The sequence below is a fragment of the Agriterribacter humi genome (assembly GCF_009192765.1).
Classification (GTDB): Bacteria; Bacteroidota; Bacteroidia; order Chitinophagales; family Chitinophagaceae; genus Agriterribacter; species Agriterribacter humi.
The window spans coordinates 262,872-278,548 of the sequence record NZ_VOHQ01000005.1 but is presented as its reverse complement, the minus strand read 5'-3'; the positions used below and the strand labels follow the sequence as shown (position 1 = coordinate 278,548).

Below are 15,677 nucleotides of genomic sequence, written 5' to 3'. Positions count from 1 at the left end.
CCTTTAATTTTAACGCATAATATGATACAGCAAATACTGAAAGATCGGCCAACCAAACTATTTATAGGGTTTGCGGCTTTTTTTGTAGCCAATGCACTGATAGCGGAGTGTATTGGAGGTAAAATTTTTTCTCTCGAAAAGCTATTCGGTTTCGATCCCGTAAACCTTACCCTTTTCGGTCAAAGCGGGCTGTCGTTCAGCCTTACCTGCGGGGTGCTGTTGTGGCCACTGGAATTTGTTATGACGGATATCGTAAATGAATATTACGGACCCAAAGCCGTAAAAAGGATCAGCTATACGGCTGTTGCATTGATATCCTATGCTTTTATTATGTTTTATGCCAGTATTCATATTCCCTATGCCGACTGGTGGCCGGCATCTAAGGCAAACCAGGGTGTTCCGGATATGCAGGTAGCCTTTAACGGTATATTCGGACAGGGCATGTGGATTATACTGGGAAGCCTGGTAGCTTTTTTGGTAAGCCAGGTAGTAGATGTATTTGTATTTCAGCGGATCAAAAGGGCAACAGGCGAAAAGAAAGTATGGCTGAGGGCAACGGGGTCTACACTGGTATCTCAGCTCATTGACAGTTTTATAGTGCTAACCATTGCCTTTAAATTGGGCAGTAACTGGACGTGGGCGCAGGTGATTGCGGTTGGCTGTGTAAACTATATGTATAAATTTACTATAGCTATTCTTTTAACTCCCCTTATTTACTTTGCTGAAGCAAGAATTGAAAAATATGTAGGTAAGGAAACAGCAATAAAAATGAAAAAGGCGGCGATGGAGAGATAATTTGAAAATTTGAAAATGTGATAATGTAGTGTGGTCGATACGCGACGCAGGAGCGTCAGACCATACAAATGTGGAAATGTGGAAACCTGCCAGCCGGCTGGTGTGAAAATGAAGAAAGGGTTAGACTGCTTCTGAAAAGCACCAAGAATCAAATCCCAAGAACCAAATAAAACTCAAATCCAAAAGAAAACAAACGATAAACAAAAACTAATAGTGTCCGGAGAAAATCTTTGAAAGCTAAATGAAAGCCAATATAGGAGAGGATTTTAACCCCTCTCCGGGCGGAGAGGGGTTGGGGTGAGGCGAAAACAGGCTGCTAACGGCTTTTATTACTTTTACAACAAACTATAAACAACAAACTAAAAACTACAAACTCCTATGTTCAATCTCAGGGTTTACGGCATTCTTATCAATGAAAAAAAACAGGTTTTGGTGAGTGACGAATTTATCCGCGGCAGTTACTACACCAAGTTTCCGGGTGGAGGACTCGAATTTGGTGAAGGCACAAGGGATTGCCTGAAAAGGGAATTTATAGAAGAGATGAGCCTCGAAGTGAAAGTAACGGATCACATTTATACAACGGATTTCTTTCAGATGTCGGCATTTACACCCGATCAGCAAATTATTTCCATTTATTATTTTGCCGAGCCTCTGGCTGCTATTTCGGCACCGCTCCGGTTAAAGCCCTTTGATTTTGATCAAAGACAAATGAACGTATACGAGCAAACAGGTGAAACAGAAACTTTCCGGTTTATTGACTGGAATGATTTTTCCGAAGAAAGTGTTACGCTTCCTATAGATAAGGTGGTGGCGGGGATGGTGAGAAGAGGTGAATGGTAGGTACAGGTTGCAGGGTACAAGTTACAAGGGGGCAGTTTCAAATCAACTACTCAACCAACTTATCAAAACCATTTCTTTTTCATAAAATAGGCGCCCATAATAATAGACACAGATAGGGCCAGGATAATAGGGATATAAAATGCGTGAGCCTGATGCTGATAGGGGATAGGTACATTCATTCCATATATACTGGCGATTAATACGGGAAATTGTAAAATGATGGTTATGGAAGTCAGTCGTTTCAATACGGAGTTTTGATTGTTGGAAATGATGCTGGCAAAAGCATCCAAAGAACTGCTGAGGATATTGGTATAGATATGGGCCATTTCAAGTGCCTGAGACATATCAACTACCATATCATCCAGTTCCTCTTTCTCCTGTTCATTGAATCCTAAAAAATTTGTTCTTTCTAATTTCATCAGCAGCATTTCATTGGAACGCAGTGCTGTTACAAAATACACCAGGCTTTTTTGTATTCGCATCAGTTCCAGCAACTCTTCGTTGCGGTTAGAGGCATACAATTGCTGTTCCAGGATATTCCTGCGGTGGTTGATCTCTTTAAGGTATTCCATGAAGGCCTGTGTGATCTTCTCGAATATCTTGAGCACCATCATGTTCTTTTTACCGGCATTCCTGTTCTGGAATGTACTCAGAAATTTTTTAATAGCTCCGTTTTCAAAGGAGTTAACGGTAACAATCTGGTTATGGGTGAGAATGATGCAAATGGGTATGGTTATATAATACGCATCGCTTTCGTTAAAAGAATTGTTTTCAGTAGGCGTTTTGATCACGATCAGCTTCACATTATCTTCCAGTTCAAACCTCGAACGTTCATCAATATCTAAGGAATCCTGTAAAAATTCAATAGGAATTTCAAGGGTTTCCGATACTTCAGCAAATTCTTCATGCTTCAGGGGCGGCAAAATATTTACCCAGGTTTCATTATCCGCCTTTTCTATGGCGGTGGTTACCCCATTGATATTTTTGAAGTACTGAATCATTGCGGCGCAAAGGTAGGGGTATTATGATTTGAGATTTAATATTTGAGATTTGAAATTCACTCCAATCCTATTTCTCCTTTAAATACAAATTCTGCAGGGCCGCAAAGCCAGATATTGCTGTATTGATTTTCGTCTGAAAGGTCAAACTCCACGCTCAGATTACCTCCTGTAGTGCGTACATCAATTTCATTAAAGCTGTTTTCATTATGCGCCGAAACGAGCGCTGCAGCCGTTACGCCGGTTCCACAGCTTAACGTTTCATTTTCAACACCCCGTTCATAGGTGCGTACAAAAATGGTGTGATCATCAACTGTCTCCACAAAATTTACATTAATGCCCTCATCAGCAAAAGCATCGCTATACCGTATTTTCTTTCCTTCCTCCTTTACATTCAATTTTTGCAGATTTTGAACAAACTGTACATAATGCGGTGAACCCGTATCCAGGATAAAGTGATCCGTTTTATTTTTCACTGTCTGCACATCCTTCATTTTTAACCGAACAATGCCCTGCAGGTCTATTTCTGCTTCATGGGGGCCATCTGTAGCCATAAAATGATAGGTGGTTTTCTTTATACCGGAGTCGTATGCAAACTTTACCAGGCATCGCCCGCCGTTTCCGCACATGCTGCCCTCTTTTCCATCGGCATTATAATAAACCATTTCAAAGTCATAGCTGTTATGCTTATTCAGTAACATCAGCCCGTCTGCACCGATACCGAATTTCCTGTTACACAAAAAGTTTACCTGCGCTGTATCAAGAAAAGAATAGGCATTGTCACGGTTGTCTAATATAATAAAATCGTTTCCCGTTCCCTGATATTTAAAAAAATGTATATCCATTACCCTTTTTTTATGCTGCAAAGTTATTGGTTGAATGGCATTAATTGATTAAATAAGTTGTTCTGGCAGATGCATAGAAATGGCTGGTAATTAAAAAGCCGATATAATCTCCAGTGCTTTTTTAATCAGTTGATCAACAACCGCATTCCCATCCCTGGTGAATTTTTTGCTGATCCGGTTGGCCACAATAGCACTGAGGCTAAGGCAATGATGCCCCAAAAGTTTCCCCATGCCGTAAATGCCTGCTGTTTCCATTTCAAAATTACAAATACGATGGGTACCAAAACTGAAGCCGGACAACCTGTCTATAAAAGCAGGGTCACTTAAGCCCAGCCGCAACATTCTTCCCTGCGGCCCGTAAAACCCGGGACAGGTTACGGTAATGCCATGATGAAACCCTTCTACAAAATGCTTGATCAGTCCAACACTGGCGCTATTAATATAAGGCAATGCAGCATTATTATGCAGTTGGGTTTGTGTAATAAAAGACTGAATCAACTGATTTTCCTCTTCATTATTTTCATATCGGTAAAAATGCAGCAAATTATCTATGCCCAGTCCGTGGGTACTGGCCACCCAGCTATCAACGGGGATATCTTCCTGCAGGGATCCGGCTGTACCTATCCGGATAATTTGTAATGAAGTAAGCTGCGTTTTCACGGTTCTTGTATGGAGATCAATATTCACCAGGGCATCCAGTTCATTCATCACAATATCAATATTATCGGTTCCGATGCCTGTAGATACAACGGAAATGCGCTTATTACCCAGGCGTCCGGTATGTGTAATAAACTCGCGGTGCTGCTGGCTGCATGCTACCATATCAAAATATTTGCTTACCTCTTTTACCCGGCCCGGGTCGCCCACAGTAATAACAATGTCGCCCAACTCTTCAGGCAACAAATCTAAATGATAGATGGCGCCCCGTTTGTTGAGAATTAGTTCAGATTCAGCAATATATTGCATTGGTAAGTTATTTTGTGGTTCATAAAAATATCCTATTTTCGCAACCCGGTAAAAAAGATAAAAGGTCCTGTGGCCGAGTGGTTAGGCAGAGCTCTGCAAAAGCTCCCACAGCGGTTCGAATCCGCTCGGGACCTCCGCTAAAAAAGGATCCATCAATGCGATCCTTTTTTAATTTCAAATGATTCCCAGTATTCTGTGCCTCCTGCCTGTAAATAAACGTTGTGCATGCCTTGGCCCCAATGCATTCCCCGTACAATACCTTAAGCGTATACCGTATTTCGCGGACCTTTTGCTACTGTTGAACATGGGGGTAGGCTTATTGAGATTATGACTTAAATGCACAAGTTTTGCCCAAAACTTCCGAGAAACCTTAGTAACATCAACAGACCGAAAAAGAAACTACAATTTTTAGTAAATTTGACGAATGACAGCAAACGAGAAAGAGAAATATAAGGCGATATTCAAAAAAGAACTTGACAGATTTACGGGCAAGTTGGAAAAATACGTTTCAACTGATAATGGCGACTGGTCGGTAAAAGGGTTTATTGATGTTTATAAAAACATTTACACCATTTCGTCCGACACGAAAATCGTTTCAAAAATTCTTGAAATACACATCTTCCCTCAAATCTTGCAATTTGCGGAAGAAATTGGCTACAAGATTTTACTGACCGAACATCAGAATTATTATCCAGACTTGACTTTCATCAACAAAGAAAATGAAGATGTAAAGTTTGCAGTGGATTTGAAAACAACTTATCGTAAGAAAAGCGGTATTTCAAGTTTTACGTTAGGAAGCCACGGAAGCTATTTCAAAGAAAGAGATAAGAAGAAAAACATTCAATTTCCTTACCGTCAGTATTTAGGTCATTATTGTTTAGGTGTAATTTATACAAGAACTGATATTACTGCTGACGACCCTTCTGATACTGAAATCTTTCAGGTTGAGGAGCTACAGGAAGAATACGAAACGCCAAACAAAAAAGTAGGAGAAAGAGAAGTAACGACTGTAAAGAATTTGAAATCTATTACTTCCGTAATTAAGGATTTTGACTTTTTCGCAACCGAAAAATGGAAAATTGCCAGCGACAAACAAGGTTCGGGCAATACTGCAAATATTGGCTCTACATTAAGCATTGATGACTTACGGAATGAAAACGGCATTTTTAGCCAATTAGGCGAAGAGTGGTTTGATGAATATTGGATAAACTTCGGTTTGGCTACAATGGTTAAAGACGGTAAAACCATCAAGATAACCAACCTCAAAGACTTTTTAGAGTTTAAAGGCAGAACAGATTTGTGGGAAAAAATTGTAACAAGAATCCCTAAAAAATTAAGCCAATGAAAGTTATTGTCCCACCTATAAAAAGTCAGGGTATAAAAACCAAACTTGTTCCCTGGATTAAGGATTTAGTAACTATTGCCAATCAAAAAGGCAAATGGATAGAACCATTCTTGGGAACTGGTGTAGTCGCTTATAATTCGGGTTATAAAAAAGCAATTTTAAACGACACAAATCCTCATATAATTGGTTTCTACAAAGGGATACAGGATAAAAGCATTTCTGCACCTTTGATGAAACAATACCTGGAAGAAGAGGGCAAACTTTTAAGCGAAGCTGAAAACAATGGTTACGAACATTACCTAAAAATCCGTTCCCGTTTTAACAGCGGTGAGTTTTCACCTTATGATTTTATTTTTCTTTCGAGAGCTGGTTTCAACGGAATGATGCGTTTTGGAAGTAAGGGCAACTGGAATATTCCTTTTTGTAAAAAACCTGATCGTTTTGCACAAGCATACGTAACAAAAATTACCAATCAGGTTGCTGCAGTTTCTCAAATCATACAACCCGAACCTAACTGGATATTTCACAACAAATCGTTTGCTGGTATCATTCCTCTTGCAACAGAAAACGACATTATTTATTGTGACCCACCCTATTACGGTAGACATGTTGACTATTACAATGGCTGGACAGAACAGGACGAAGAACTGTTATTCAATTTACTTACAGAAACCAAAGCAAAATTTATTCTATCAACCTGGCATCATAATGACTGGCGAGATAATGAAATGATAAATAGGTTTTGGAACAAATTCAACATTGTTACCAAAGACCATTTTTATCATAACGGTGGCAACATTGAAAACCGACGGACAGTTGTAGAAGCTTTGGTATGCAACTTTGACACAGACAAAATTGAACAACATAACCACGGATTGAAAGCTAAACCACAAGAACAACAATTAGAAATAGTGTGGGAGTGACGAAAAGAAGCACTGGCATAACAACAAGTTATTGTCAAAAGCAGGGATGAAGGAGACAATTGAATGTCGAAGAGGTAATAAGTATTTTGGAAGATGCGGAAAAAATTCCTGTTTAGGACTATTAATTAATAGCGTTGTTCATTAAAAACTGGGGTACAATTTATGAATGCGATCAATCCAGTCCTGGATTCCGTCGTTTGTAATATCATTGGTACTGAAATTGGCGAGACTAAAGCGGATCGTACGATTTTTGGCATTGGATATGAAAATAAAATTGCCCCCGGCATAAATAGTATAGGATTCTAATCCGGGCGGAGAAGGCAGCTTTTTAAAATTGATGGTATTGGTCAATGCTTCAAAATCTGTCAATACACTAATGTTATTCATGATGCAAAAATAGGTGAAAAAATCAGAAGCTGAAGAAGCATTAATTACATTTTTGATTTATTCACCAATAATTCCTATATACGTTGTGCATTTCTTAACATAATTATGCCTATCTTCAAAACAGATAATACAGTCAATCGTTTTCCCCCTATTCAGGAACTCATTTCTCATTCGGATGTTTCCCAAAAATAATTCCTGTATTTCTTCAGGCTACCTTCTGTGGGAATAAAATCAATTTTATGACTATACTTATTTTTTTTGTATCAATGTGGTACATGTCCTTGTTTACACAAACATTTTTTCAGCACAGGTATGCCGCTCATGCCGCGTTTAAAATGAGTAAATTCTGGGAAAGGTTTTTTTTCATTTTCACTTATTTAATGCAGGGGTCTTCTTATTCATGTCCCCGTTCCTATGCCGTAATGCACAGGATGCATCATGCTTATACCGACACCGAAAAAGACCCGCATTCGCCTAAGTTTTCATCGAATATTTTTTCAATGATGTGGCGAACGCGGAATATTTATGTTGGTATACTTAAGGGAACATTGCCTGTAGAATCGAGATTTACCAAAAACCTTCCTAAATGGAATAGTTTTGATAAATGGGCCAATTCTACTACTTCAAAAATTTTATGGATTTTGCTGTATATCAGTTTCTTTATCATTTTCGCATCTTCGGCATGGTGGTTTTTATTGCTTCCTGTAGTAATAACCATGTGCGCGTTTCATGGTGCCATCATTAATTGGTTCGCCCATAAATACGGGTATATAAACTTCAGGCTAAAAAACACTTCATACAATTTATTTTCGGTTGATGTTTTAATGCTCGGAGAGTCGTACCACAACAACCACCACAAAAATCCCTCTTCCATTAATTTCGGGAAGCGCTGGCACGAAGTAGATCCTGTTTACCCGGTTATACTTCTTTTAAAATGGCTGGGTATTATACGCGTTAATAGAATATTGGTGGTATCCGTTCCAAAAGGAATTAGCCACCAGGATGAAACCGTGAATAATTAAACTCCCTTTCACCAGGAAGTATGATCACGGAAAATTTTCGGATTATAGCATGTTTTCCGGTGAACAAGGCTTCAATCGCAACTATTGAAGAAGCGTTCGGTGAAAACGTAAATGTGAACAAAATTAGTCATGTAAAAAATGAGGCACTTGTTTTATTATTTACATTTGGACTATAATATGCTGCTATGAAAGGCGTAATTGCTGCTTTTTGTTGTGTGTTATTGTATTGCGCCAATATACCTGCTCAACCAATATGTGGCTTCGACCAGTCGCATCGTGCGTTGCAGGGTGCTGATCCTTTATATAAATCCCGCGTAACCTTTAATGAGCAAAAAATTGAAAAAATTATCCAGCAACGGAAAGCCCCAAAGAATTATCAAAAAAAGGAAACAAATATCTTTACTATTCCAATAGTAGTGCATGTATTACACACCGGCGAACCGGTTGGAACGCCTTTCAATCCTTCGGACGAACAGATCATTGCTGCGGTTGACTATCTGAATGACGTTTACAGCGGCACCTATCCTTCCCTTACTCCTGCCGGTATAAATGCTGCCGGTGATCTTGGATTACGGTTCGTTTTAGCGAAAAGAGATCCTGGTTGCAATCCAACACCTGGTATTAACCGGGTTAATATGTCTTCCAATGCAGATTATGTGACCAATGGCGCTACCAATAATGATGTTAGCCAGGATATAGCTATGAAAGAGCCGGTGTCGTGGGACAGGTCGCGGTATTACAATATTTATGTGGTAAATAAGATCAATGGGCAGGATGGAACTACAGGGCAATTTATTGCCGGGTATGCTTATTTTCCTACTTCCAGCGTGGTAGACGGAACAGTAATGCTGGCCACGCAAATGAAGGCAGGCTCTAAAACACTTTCCCACGAAATAGGTCATGCCTTTAATCTTTATCATCCTTTTGAGGGATCTAATGTAAGCACTAAATGTCCTGTTGGTAATGGCGATCATGTTGCTGATACTGATCCTGTTTCCATGAATGCCAATGCTTCAGGTGTAGTTAATTTTACCTGCCGCACGGGCAATAATATTTGTATTAACCAGCCTTATAATATTCGTACGGAAAGCAATTTTATGAGCTACACCAATTGTTACACGCTTTTTACACCCGGACAAAAAGACCGGATACAGGCAAGTATACTATTGGAGGAAAGAAGCTCCCTTATTACATCAGCAGGAGCCATACCCACCTATGCAAATCCTTCCTGTACACCAAAAATAAATTTTGAACAGCAAAATGCTGAGCTTGTAAAAACGGCAACAACTGTAAACGGCTGCCGCAAGTACTGCGATCATGTTTTTAATTTTACCATTGGCAGTGACCCGGTACAAAATGCTACCGCCATCATTGGTGTTGATCCTGTTTCAACAGCCCTGGAAAAATCAGATTTTGATTTTCCCTCTGGTAAGGAGGTTGTATTTCCGGCAGGCGCAAACAACAACCGGTCTTTCATACTGCGTGTTTATGATCACGGAAGCTCACCGGAAGCAAAACTTTTAAAGCTGAGCTTTTCTGTTGATAATGGTGGCGGTATTGCCGAAAAAGGCAGCGCTGTTACCGTAATGAATATCACTATCCGCGGACATGATTATCGTCCTGTAGCTCCGGGTACACTCTCAAACAGCAGTATAGGCTCATCAACTTACGATATTAATAATGCTAAAATCTTTGATGCATCACTCCAAAAGCAAAAAACCCAGATCTTGTATAAAGCAGGTGAACTTACTGCGGCAGGGCTTTCGGGTTGTTCCATTTCAGGAATAAGGTTCTTTGTAAAAAAGAATTCTCTCCGGGCCTTTAAAAACCTGAATATTAAAATGGCCAATACCAGCCTCGGTAATCTTGTGGAAAACGGAAGTATTCATACCATTGCTAATATGACTACTGTTCTTTCGCTTCCTTCATACACTACAAAGAATGGTTGGAATGCATTTGCATTCACGCAACCTTTTAAGTGGGATGGTACCAGTAATATCGGAGTAGAACTTTGCTTTGATAACGGCACGGCCATTGCAGATGCCGCGGATATATTATATGCCTACCCTGATGGAAGCAATGCTGAACAGGGCAATATGATAGAAAATGAAGGAATAAGCTGCTCCGAAGACTTTTCTTTGGTAAGTTTTTATCAAAGCGGTATAAAACCCGTAATAATATTGGATTATGCTGTGCAGGGCAATCCGGTAAGCAATTCTGTATGCACATCCAAAGAAGAATACCTTGGTCCATATAACGAAGTATATTTTTACGATAAATTTCAGCCGCAGAAGATCATTGCTAAAATTAAAAACCTGGGTGACTGGGATTATGGTTGCACAACTGTAAGCATAGACCGGGATGGTAACAGTGCAGCACCGTTCTGGAACAATACACCAGCTCAGTTTCTTACACGTAAAACATTTTTTGTAACGCCGCAAAACAACAATGCTTCGGGAAATTATGAAATAACACTTTATTATACCGATGCGGAAAAATTGGGTTATGAAGCAGCAACAGGAAAGTCCTGGGCCAATGTAAAAATGATCAAAACGGAAATCCCGGTTTCATCTTTTTCTCCAACCAGTCCGCAAACGGAAAAAGTAAAGCTGAGTACAACACTGGTGCATGGCGGCTTTGGTGAAGACCATACGGTGACAACTACTTTTAATACGGGTTTTTCGGGTTTTTCAATTGGTTCGGTTGATGCAGCTTTGCCTGTAAGCTGGCTTGATTTTGAAGCTTTATATGCTGATGGCAATGTAAAACTGAACTGGTCAACGGCTATGGAATTGAACAACAGCTATTTTGAAATAGAAATGAGTACCGATGCAGTACGTTTTATCCCGGTGGGAAAACTGGCTTCAAAAGGCAACAGCAACATACCTGTATCTTATAACTATCTTCATGTTCAACCCCGGGGAGGAAAATTGTATTACCGCATAAAACAGGTAGATGTAGATGGGAAAAGTTCGTACAGTAAGGTTATCCAAATAAATACAAACGGCTCCGGTAATACTACGCCTACACTGTACCCGGTTCCTGCAGCAAATAATGTTACGATTCATTTCGGAAGGCCGGCGTCCAATGCCCTTATTGAAATTTTAAGCAGTGATATGAAGCTTGTTTATGCCGAAAAAATAAACAACACGCTGCTTACCAAAAACATATATACCGGTAACTGGGCTGCCGGTACGTATATTATAAAATTAACCGCCGGGAAAAACAGTTATATACTGAGGTTTGTTAAGCTTTGATAGCTGGTGATTGGTTGAGTGGTTAGTTGTCCATGAAAACATTGCAAAACTTGAAACTTGTAACCTGTAACCTGTAACTTGTATATCACTCGCCACTTACTACTCACTTAATATATCCCAGTATCTTCAGCATGCTTTGCGAAGACTGTTCTTTGGCATACAGCCAGTCAACCAGTTTCCCGTTCTTATCGTATTCCACTATTACATGTTTGGGGGAAGGGATAAGACAGTGTTTGATGCCACCATAGCCGCTGATCTGGTCCTGGTATGCACCTGTATGAAAGAAGCCAAGATAGAGCGGTTCGCCGTTTACAATTTTGGGCAAAAAGACCTCGTTGATATGTTCTTCGGAATCATAATAATCATGGCTGTCACATGTCATGCCGCCAAGTACCACCCGTTGATATTCTTCATCCCATTTATTAATGGGCAGCAACAAAAACCTTTCCCCTATGCCCCAGGTATCGGGCAGGGTAGTAATAAAAGAAGAATCAATCATATACCAGGTTTCCCGGTCGTTCTGGACTTTTTGACCTACCACACTGTAAATATGCGCCATGCTTTCGCCTACTGTAAAGCTGCCGAACTCCGTATAAATGTGGGGCATGGGTACCTTGGCTTTTTTGCAGGCGCTTTTAATATTGCGTACAATTTCATTGATCATGAACTGGTAATCATATTCAAACCCAAGCGAATGTTTGATGGGGAATCCTCCGCCAATGTTAATGGAATCCAGTTCAGGACAGATCTTTTTTAACTGGCAATACAGGTGAATGATCTTATTGAGCTCACTCCAGTAATAAATATCATCCTTGATCCCTTTATTGAGAAATATATGCAGCATCTTTAGCTGAAATTTTTCCTCGTTGCCTTCGATCTTATCAACATAAAATTCCAGTATATCTCTTGCCCGCATACCCAGCCGCGAAGTATAAAACGGGAAAGTAGGTTCTTCTTCAGCCGCAACGCGTATCCCTAATTTAAAAGGCACTTTTACGGAACGGCGGTAAGCATCTAATTCGTCTTTATTATCCAAAACGGGAATCACATTCTTAAATCCGGTATTCAGCAGCCGCGCAATGCGGGAAGTATATCCTTTTTGCTTGAAGCCATTGCAAATGATATGAATGTCTTTATTGATCTTTCTTTTTTCATACAGCCGGTTTATGATCTCAATATCGTATGCATAAGAGGTTTCGAGGTGAATTTCATGCTTCAGGGCTTCTTCCACAACAAAAGAAAAATGTGAGCTTTTGGTACAATAGCAGTAAAAATATTTGCCCTCATACCGGTGTTTTTTAAATGCTTCTTTGAACATTTTCTTGGCTTTGTCTATCTGCATACCTATTTTGGGCAGGTAGGTGAGTTTAAGCGGGGTGCCATATTTATCAATAATAGCTTTAAGATCCAATCCGTTAAAACGCAGATAGCCGTCGGTTACTTCAAAACCTTCCTGTGGGAAGTAAAAGGTTTGTTTCACCAGGTCGGTGTATGATTTATTCATTTTTACTTAGCCTTGTTGTTTAGCGTGAGCAATGATTTGCAAATGTAGTTCTTTGATCAGTCCCCCATAAAAAAACCGGTTGTGATTTTTTCACTACCGGTCATATGCAATTATCTGGAAAAATTATTCAATTCATCCTTCCTTTTATAATTACTTAACTGAAACGATCAGTTTCTTAAAGCTTTCGGCTTCATTCATTGCCAGATCGGCTAAAACCTTACGATCAAGGTTAATTCCTTTCTGTCTCAGTTTGAATATAAACTCCGAATAAGTAAGCCCTTCTTCGCGAACGGCCGCATTGATACGGGCAATCCATAAAGCGCGGTACTCTCTCTTTTTCAGTTTGCGTCCTACATAACTGTAGGTTAATCCTTTTTCTACTACGTTTTTGGCAACGGTTAAAACATTCTTACGTTTACCATAAAAGCCTTTGGCGGCTTTTAAAATTCTTTTCCTTCGTGCCTTAGATGCAACGGCATTTACTGAACGTGGCATAGTTTAATAAGTTTTATGTTTCGGTACTTTATTGATGTACGGTCAACTGTTTTTTAATGGAGGTTTACTGGTTTTTTCGCCCGCCTTATGAAAGGCACGGTCATTACTTTAGACGTAACAGGCGTTTCACGAAATCCATATTGGACTTGTGTACCTGCCCGTCAATTCTCATGCCCCGTTTGCGTTTTTTTGATTTTTTAGTGAGAATGTGGCGGCGAAAAGACTTTTGATGTGTGATCTTGCCTGTGGCGGTCACTTTAAACCTTTTCTTTGCACTTGAATTGGTTTTAACCTTTGGCATATGCGTAAAAGTATTTATGTTATACCCGTGGGGCGGTTCCGAACAGACGGAACACTTATGGAGCCTTTGGGGCAATTTGTGCCTGTTCCTGCAAAGCATTTAACAAACACACCCGTTTTTACGGGCTGCAAAGGTATATAAAACATCTTATATGAAAACAACTTTTTCAGAACAGGTATCAGCAGTCAGATAAGGTATTGAGGTTGTGTAAGGTATGAGGTATAAGGTTGTGAGGTGTGTTGAGGTATAAGTGTTACTAACGACAGGCTGAATTGTCCTGAAAGTTGATCGCCAGCCCCGGATTTCGGGTTTTCAGTCTCCGGATTTGGCGTTTGAATTTTTCCATCATGCGGACAGGCTTGCCTGCCGGCAGGCAGGTTTGTTTCTTGAGATTGGGCTTTTTGTTTCTTTGTATTTCTTCCGATTTTTTGCTTTCGGATTTTGCACTTTAATCTCTATCCTTTAATTTCGCTCCCTAATGCAACTCAGCACCAAACATTTGTTGGGCATTAGAGACCTCACTCCATCGGATATTCAACTCATTTTAGATACTGCCACCCAATTCAAGGAAGTTTTACAGCGCCCCATTAAAAAGGTACCCACGCTCAGGGATGTAACCATTGTGAACCTTTTTTACGAAAGCTCTACCCGTACCCGTATTTCATTTGAACTGGCGGAAAAGCGGCTGAGCGCCGATACCATTAATTTTACAGCCAGCGGTTCTTCTGTATCAAAAGGTGAAACGCTTCTGGATACCGTTAACAATATTCTTTCTATGAAAGTAGATATGGTGGTGATGCGGCATAGCGCCAGCGGAGCGCCTCACTTTCTGGCAAAACATATTCCGGCGGCTATTGTAAATGCCGGCGACGGTATAAATGAACATCCTACCCAGGCCCTGCTGGATGCTTTTTCCATGCGGGAGCACAAGGGAAAGCTGGAAGGTTTGAAAGTGGCTATTATCGGTGATATCATGCATTCCAGGGTGGCGCTTAGTAATATTTACCTTTTAAAAAAGATGGGCGCCGAAGTGATGGTCGCCGGACCTCCCACACTCATTCCACCTTATATAAAGGAAGCATTCGATATACGGGTAGAATATAATGTTCGTAACGCATTGAAATGGTGTGATGTAGCGAATGTATTGAGAATTCAATTGGAACGTCAGAACCAGGTGTTGTTCTCATCCCTCAGGGAATATAATCTCGCCTATGGCATTAATAAAAGAATGCTGGATGAACTTAATAAAGAGATACTGATCATGCATCCCGGCCCCATCAACAGGGGGGTTGAATTAGACAGCGATGTGGCCGATTCAAAACAATCTATTATTTTACAGCAGGTAGAAAACGGTGTAGCCACCCGGATGGCGGTATTGTATTTATTAGCCGGGGGAAGGGAAGTGAGTTGAAAAGGTAAGTAGTGAGTAGGGAGTGGGGAGTACTGAGTGAGTAGGGAGGACGCCGGGAAATCTCAAATTTTAAATTTCCAATCTCAAATAAATATATGCAACGCATTGCTTTATTTCCCGGAACATTTGACCCAATAACCATTGGTCACTTAGATATTATAAACCGGTCGCTCAATTTATTCGATAAGCTGTTCATTGGTATTGGTCGGAATGTAAATAAAACCGCTATGTTTTCGGAAGAGCAACGCCTGCAGTGGATAAAGGAAATATTTAAAGATGTAGATAAGGTTGATGCGGTTATTTATGAAGGATTAACGGTTGAGTGCTGCCGGAAAGTAAATGCGAATTTTATTTTAAGAGGCATTCGCTATGTCAGTGATTTTGAATACGAAAAGGCAATTGCAGATATGAACCGAAGCCTTACCCCGGAGATAGAATCAATCTTTTTAACCTGCCTTCCGCAATATACTTCCGTAGCTTCTACTTTGGTAAGAGATGTAATTCGCAATGGTGGAGATGTCACCCAGTTTTTGCCTGAACCAGTTGTGAGGTCATTAAAGATAAAGAACTGATACAAAATATTTTATC

The 15,677-nt window shown here is 40.1% G+C and carries 16 protein-coding genes and 1 tRNA gene; 10 read left to right on the top strand and 7 right to left on the bottom strand.

The features are described from left to right. Positions 1 to 21: 21 nt before the first annotated feature. Positions 22 to 795: a queuosine precursor transporter gene (locus FRX45_RS11320; RefSeq protein ID WP_152268533.1), complete on the top strand. Its 774-nt coding sequence runs from the start codon at positions 22 to 24 to the stop codon at positions 793 to 795. A gap of 378 nt (positions 796 to 1,173) precedes the next feature. Continuing rightward, positions 1,174 to 1,635 carry an NUDIX domain-containing protein gene (locus tag FRX45_RS11315; RefSeq protein ID WP_152268532.1) on the top strand — a complete coding sequence of 154 codons (462 nt, stop codon included), beginning with the start codon at positions 1,174 to 1,176 and terminating at the stop codon, positions 1,633 to 1,635. Positions 1,636 to 1,697: 62 nt separating this feature from the next. Here FRX45_RS11315 and FRX45_RS11310 read toward each other — a convergent pair whose 3' ends face one another. From FRX45_RS11310 to FRX45_RS11300, 3 genes are all read right to left on the bottom strand, one after another. Then, positions 1,698 to 2,636, bottom strand: a complete 939-nt coding sequence (locus FRX45_RS11310) for a magnesium transporter CorA family protein (protein ID WP_152268531.1) — start codon at positions 2,634 to 2,636, stop codon at positions 1,698 to 1,700. A 56-nt stretch (positions 2,637 to 2,692) separates the two neighbouring features. Next, positions 2,693 to 3,478: a diaminopimelate epimerase gene (gene dapF / locus FRX45_RS11305; protein WP_152268530.1), complete on the bottom strand. Its 786-nt coding sequence runs from the start codon at positions 3,476 to 3,478 to the stop codon at positions 2,693 to 2,695. 90 nt (positions 3,479 to 3,568) lie between these two features. Continuing rightward, positions 3,569 to 4,444, bottom strand: coding sequence for a nucleoside phosphorylase (locus FRX45_RS11300; RefSeq protein ID WP_152268529.1), 876 nt, complete (start codon positions 4,442 to 4,444; stop codon positions 3,569 to 3,571). Between the two features lie 63 nt (positions 4,445 to 4,507). Here FRX45_RS11300 and FRX45_RS11295 point away from each other — a divergent pair. The 3 genes from FRX45_RS11295 (at position 4,508) to FRX45_RS11285 (ending at position 6,712) form a co-directional block, all read left to right on the top strand. Then, positions 4,508 to 4,578 (top strand) — tRNA-Cys (locus tag FRX45_RS11295). Positions 4,579 to 4,868: 290 nt separating this feature from the next. Further along, positions 4,869 to 5,789, top strand: a complete 921-nt coding sequence (locus FRX45_RS11290; protein WP_152268528.1) for a type II restriction endonuclease — start codon at positions 4,869 to 4,871, stop codon at positions 5,787 to 5,789. Next, positions 5,786 to 6,712: a DNA adenine methylase gene (locus FRX45_RS11285; RefSeq protein WP_152268527.1), complete on the top strand. Its 927-nt coding sequence runs from the start codon at positions 5,786 to 5,788 to the stop codon at positions 6,710 to 6,712. The genes FRX45_RS11290 and FRX45_RS11285 overlap by 4 nt, the downstream gene beginning before the upstream one ends. 141 nt (positions 6,713 to 6,853) lie before the next feature. Here FRX45_RS11285 and FRX45_RS11280 read toward each other — a convergent pair whose 3' ends face one another. Beyond that, positions 6,854 to 7,099: a hypothetical protein gene (locus tag FRX45_RS11280; RefSeq protein ID WP_152268526.1), complete on the bottom strand. Its 246-nt coding sequence runs from the start codon at positions 7,097 to 7,099 to the stop codon at positions 6,854 to 6,856. A gap of 239 nt (positions 7,100 to 7,338) precedes the next feature. On the opposite strand from FRX45_RS11280, the gene FRX45_RS11275 reads away from it, so the two are divergent. Next, a complete protein-coding gene (locus FRX45_RS11275; RefSeq protein ID WP_152268525.1) occupies positions 7,339 to 8,121 on the top strand; it encodes an acyl-CoA desaturase in 783 nt (260 codons plus the stop codon). Positions 8,122 to 8,306: 185 nt separating this feature from the next. Beyond that, the gene (locus FRX45_RS11270; RefSeq protein WP_152268524.1) at positions 8,307 to 11,378 is read left to right on the top strand and encodes a zinc-dependent metalloprotease; all 3,072 of its coding nucleotides are present in this window, start codon (positions 8,307 to 8,309) and stop codon (positions 11,376 to 11,378) included. Between the two features lie 103 nt (positions 11,379 to 11,481). Here the strand turns inward: FRX45_RS11270 and FRX45_RS11265 are convergent, their stop codons facing one another. The 3 genes from FRX45_RS11265 to rpmI form a co-directional block, all read right to left on the bottom strand. Beyond that, the gene (locus FRX45_RS11265; RefSeq protein ID WP_152268523.1) at positions 11,482 to 12,882 is read right to left on the bottom strand and encodes a type III PLP-dependent enzyme domain-containing protein; all 1,401 of its coding nucleotides are present in this window, start codon (positions 12,880 to 12,882) and stop codon (positions 11,482 to 11,484) included. 150 nt (positions 12,883 to 13,032) lie between these two features. Then, positions 13,033 to 13,377, bottom strand: coding sequence for a 50S ribosomal protein L20 (gene rplT / locus FRX45_RS11260; protein WP_152268522.1), 345 nt, complete (start codon positions 13,375 to 13,377; stop codon positions 13,033 to 13,035). Between the two features lie 103 nt (positions 13,378 to 13,480). Next, positions 13,481 to 13,678, bottom strand: a complete 198-nt coding sequence (rpmI, locus tag FRX45_RS11255) for a 50S ribosomal protein L35 (RefSeq protein WP_152268521.1) — start codon at positions 13,676 to 13,678, stop codon at positions 13,481 to 13,483. On the opposite strand from rpmI, the gene FRX45_RS23285 reads away from it, so the two are divergent. The 3 genes from FRX45_RS23285 to coaD all read left to right on the top strand — a co-directional run bounded on the left by FRX45_RS23285 (position 13,679) and on the right by coaD (position 15,661). After that, a complete protein-coding gene (locus FRX45_RS23285; RefSeq protein WP_193311668.1) occupies positions 13,679 to 13,819 on the top strand; it encodes a hypothetical protein in 141 nt (46 codons plus the stop codon). 337 nt (positions 13,820 to 14,156) lie between these two features. Beyond that, positions 14,157 to 15,089: an aspartate carbamoyltransferase catalytic subunit gene (locus FRX45_RS11250; protein WP_152268520.1), complete on the top strand. Its 933-nt coding sequence runs from the start codon at positions 14,157 to 14,159 to the stop codon at positions 15,087 to 15,089. Positions 15,090 to 15,184: 95 nt separating this feature from the next. Further along, the gene (gene coaD / locus FRX45_RS11245) at positions 15,185 to 15,661 is read left to right on the top strand and encodes a pantetheine-phosphate adenylyltransferase (RefSeq protein WP_152268519.1); all 477 of its coding nucleotides are present in this window, start codon (positions 15,185 to 15,187) and stop codon (positions 15,659 to 15,661) included. Positions 15,662 to 15,677: the final 16 nt, after the last annotated feature.

What these genes read in the sequence shown, in the direction of transcription:
- FRX45_RS11320 (WP_152268533.1), top strand. Translation starts at nt 22, where the DNA reads ATGATACAGCAAATACTGAAAGATCGGCCAACCAAACTATTTATAGGG.
- FRX45_RS11315 (WP_152268532.1), top strand. Translation starts at nt 1,174, where the DNA reads ATGTTCAATCTCAGGGTTTACGGCATTCTTATCAATGAAAAAAAACAG.
- FRX45_RS11310 (WP_152268531.1), bottom strand. Translation starts at nt 2,636, where the DNA reads ATGATTCAGTACTTCAAAAATATCAATGGGGTAACCACCGCCATAGAA.
- dapF (WP_152268530.1), bottom strand. Translation starts at nt 3,478, where the DNA reads ATGGATATACATTTTTTTAAATATCAGGGAACGGGAAACGATTTTATT.
- FRX45_RS11300 (WP_152268529.1), bottom strand. Translation starts at nt 4,444, where the DNA reads ATGCAATATATTGCTGAATCTGAACTAATTCTCAACAAACGGGGCGCC.
- FRX45_RS11290 (WP_152268528.1), top strand. Translation starts at nt 4,869, where the DNA reads ATGACAGCAAACGAGAAAGAGAAATATAAGGCGATATTCAAAAAAGAA.
- FRX45_RS11285 (WP_152268527.1), top strand. Translation starts at nt 5,786, where the DNA reads ATGAAAGTTATTGTCCCACCTATAAAAAGTCAGGGTATAAAAACCAAA.
- FRX45_RS11280 (WP_152268526.1), bottom strand. Translation starts at nt 7,099, where the DNA reads ATGAATAACATTAGTGTATTGACAGATTTTGAAGCATTGACCAATACC.
- FRX45_RS11275 (WP_152268525.1), top strand. Translation starts at nt 7,339, where the DNA reads ATGACTATACTTATTTTTTTTGTATCAATGTGGTACATGTCCTTGTTT.
- FRX45_RS11270 (WP_152268524.1), top strand. Translation starts at nt 8,307, where the DNA reads ATGAAAGGCGTAATTGCTGCTTTTTGTTGTGTGTTATTGTATTGCGCC.
- FRX45_RS11265 (WP_152268523.1), bottom strand. Translation starts at nt 12,882, where the DNA reads ATGAATAAATCATACACCGACCTGGTGAAACAAACCTTTTACTTCCCA.
- rplT (WP_152268522.1), bottom strand. Translation starts at nt 13,377, where the DNA reads ATGCCACGTTCAGTAAATGCCGTTGCATCTAAGGCACGAAGGAAAAGA.
- rpmI (WP_152268521.1), bottom strand. Translation starts at nt 13,678, where the DNA reads ATGCCAAAGGTTAAAACCAATTCAAGTGCAAAGAAAAGGTTTAAAGTG.
- FRX45_RS23285 (WP_193311668.1), top strand. Translation starts at nt 13,679, where the DNA reads ATGCGTAAAAGTATTTATGTTATACCCGTGGGGCGGTTCCGAACAGAC.
- FRX45_RS11250 (WP_152268520.1), top strand. Translation starts at nt 14,157, where the DNA reads ATGCAACTCAGCACCAAACATTTGTTGGGCATTAGAGACCTCACTCCA.
- coaD (WP_152268519.1), top strand. Translation starts at nt 15,185, where the DNA reads ATGCAACGCATTGCTTTATTTCCCGGAACATTTGACCCAATAACCATT.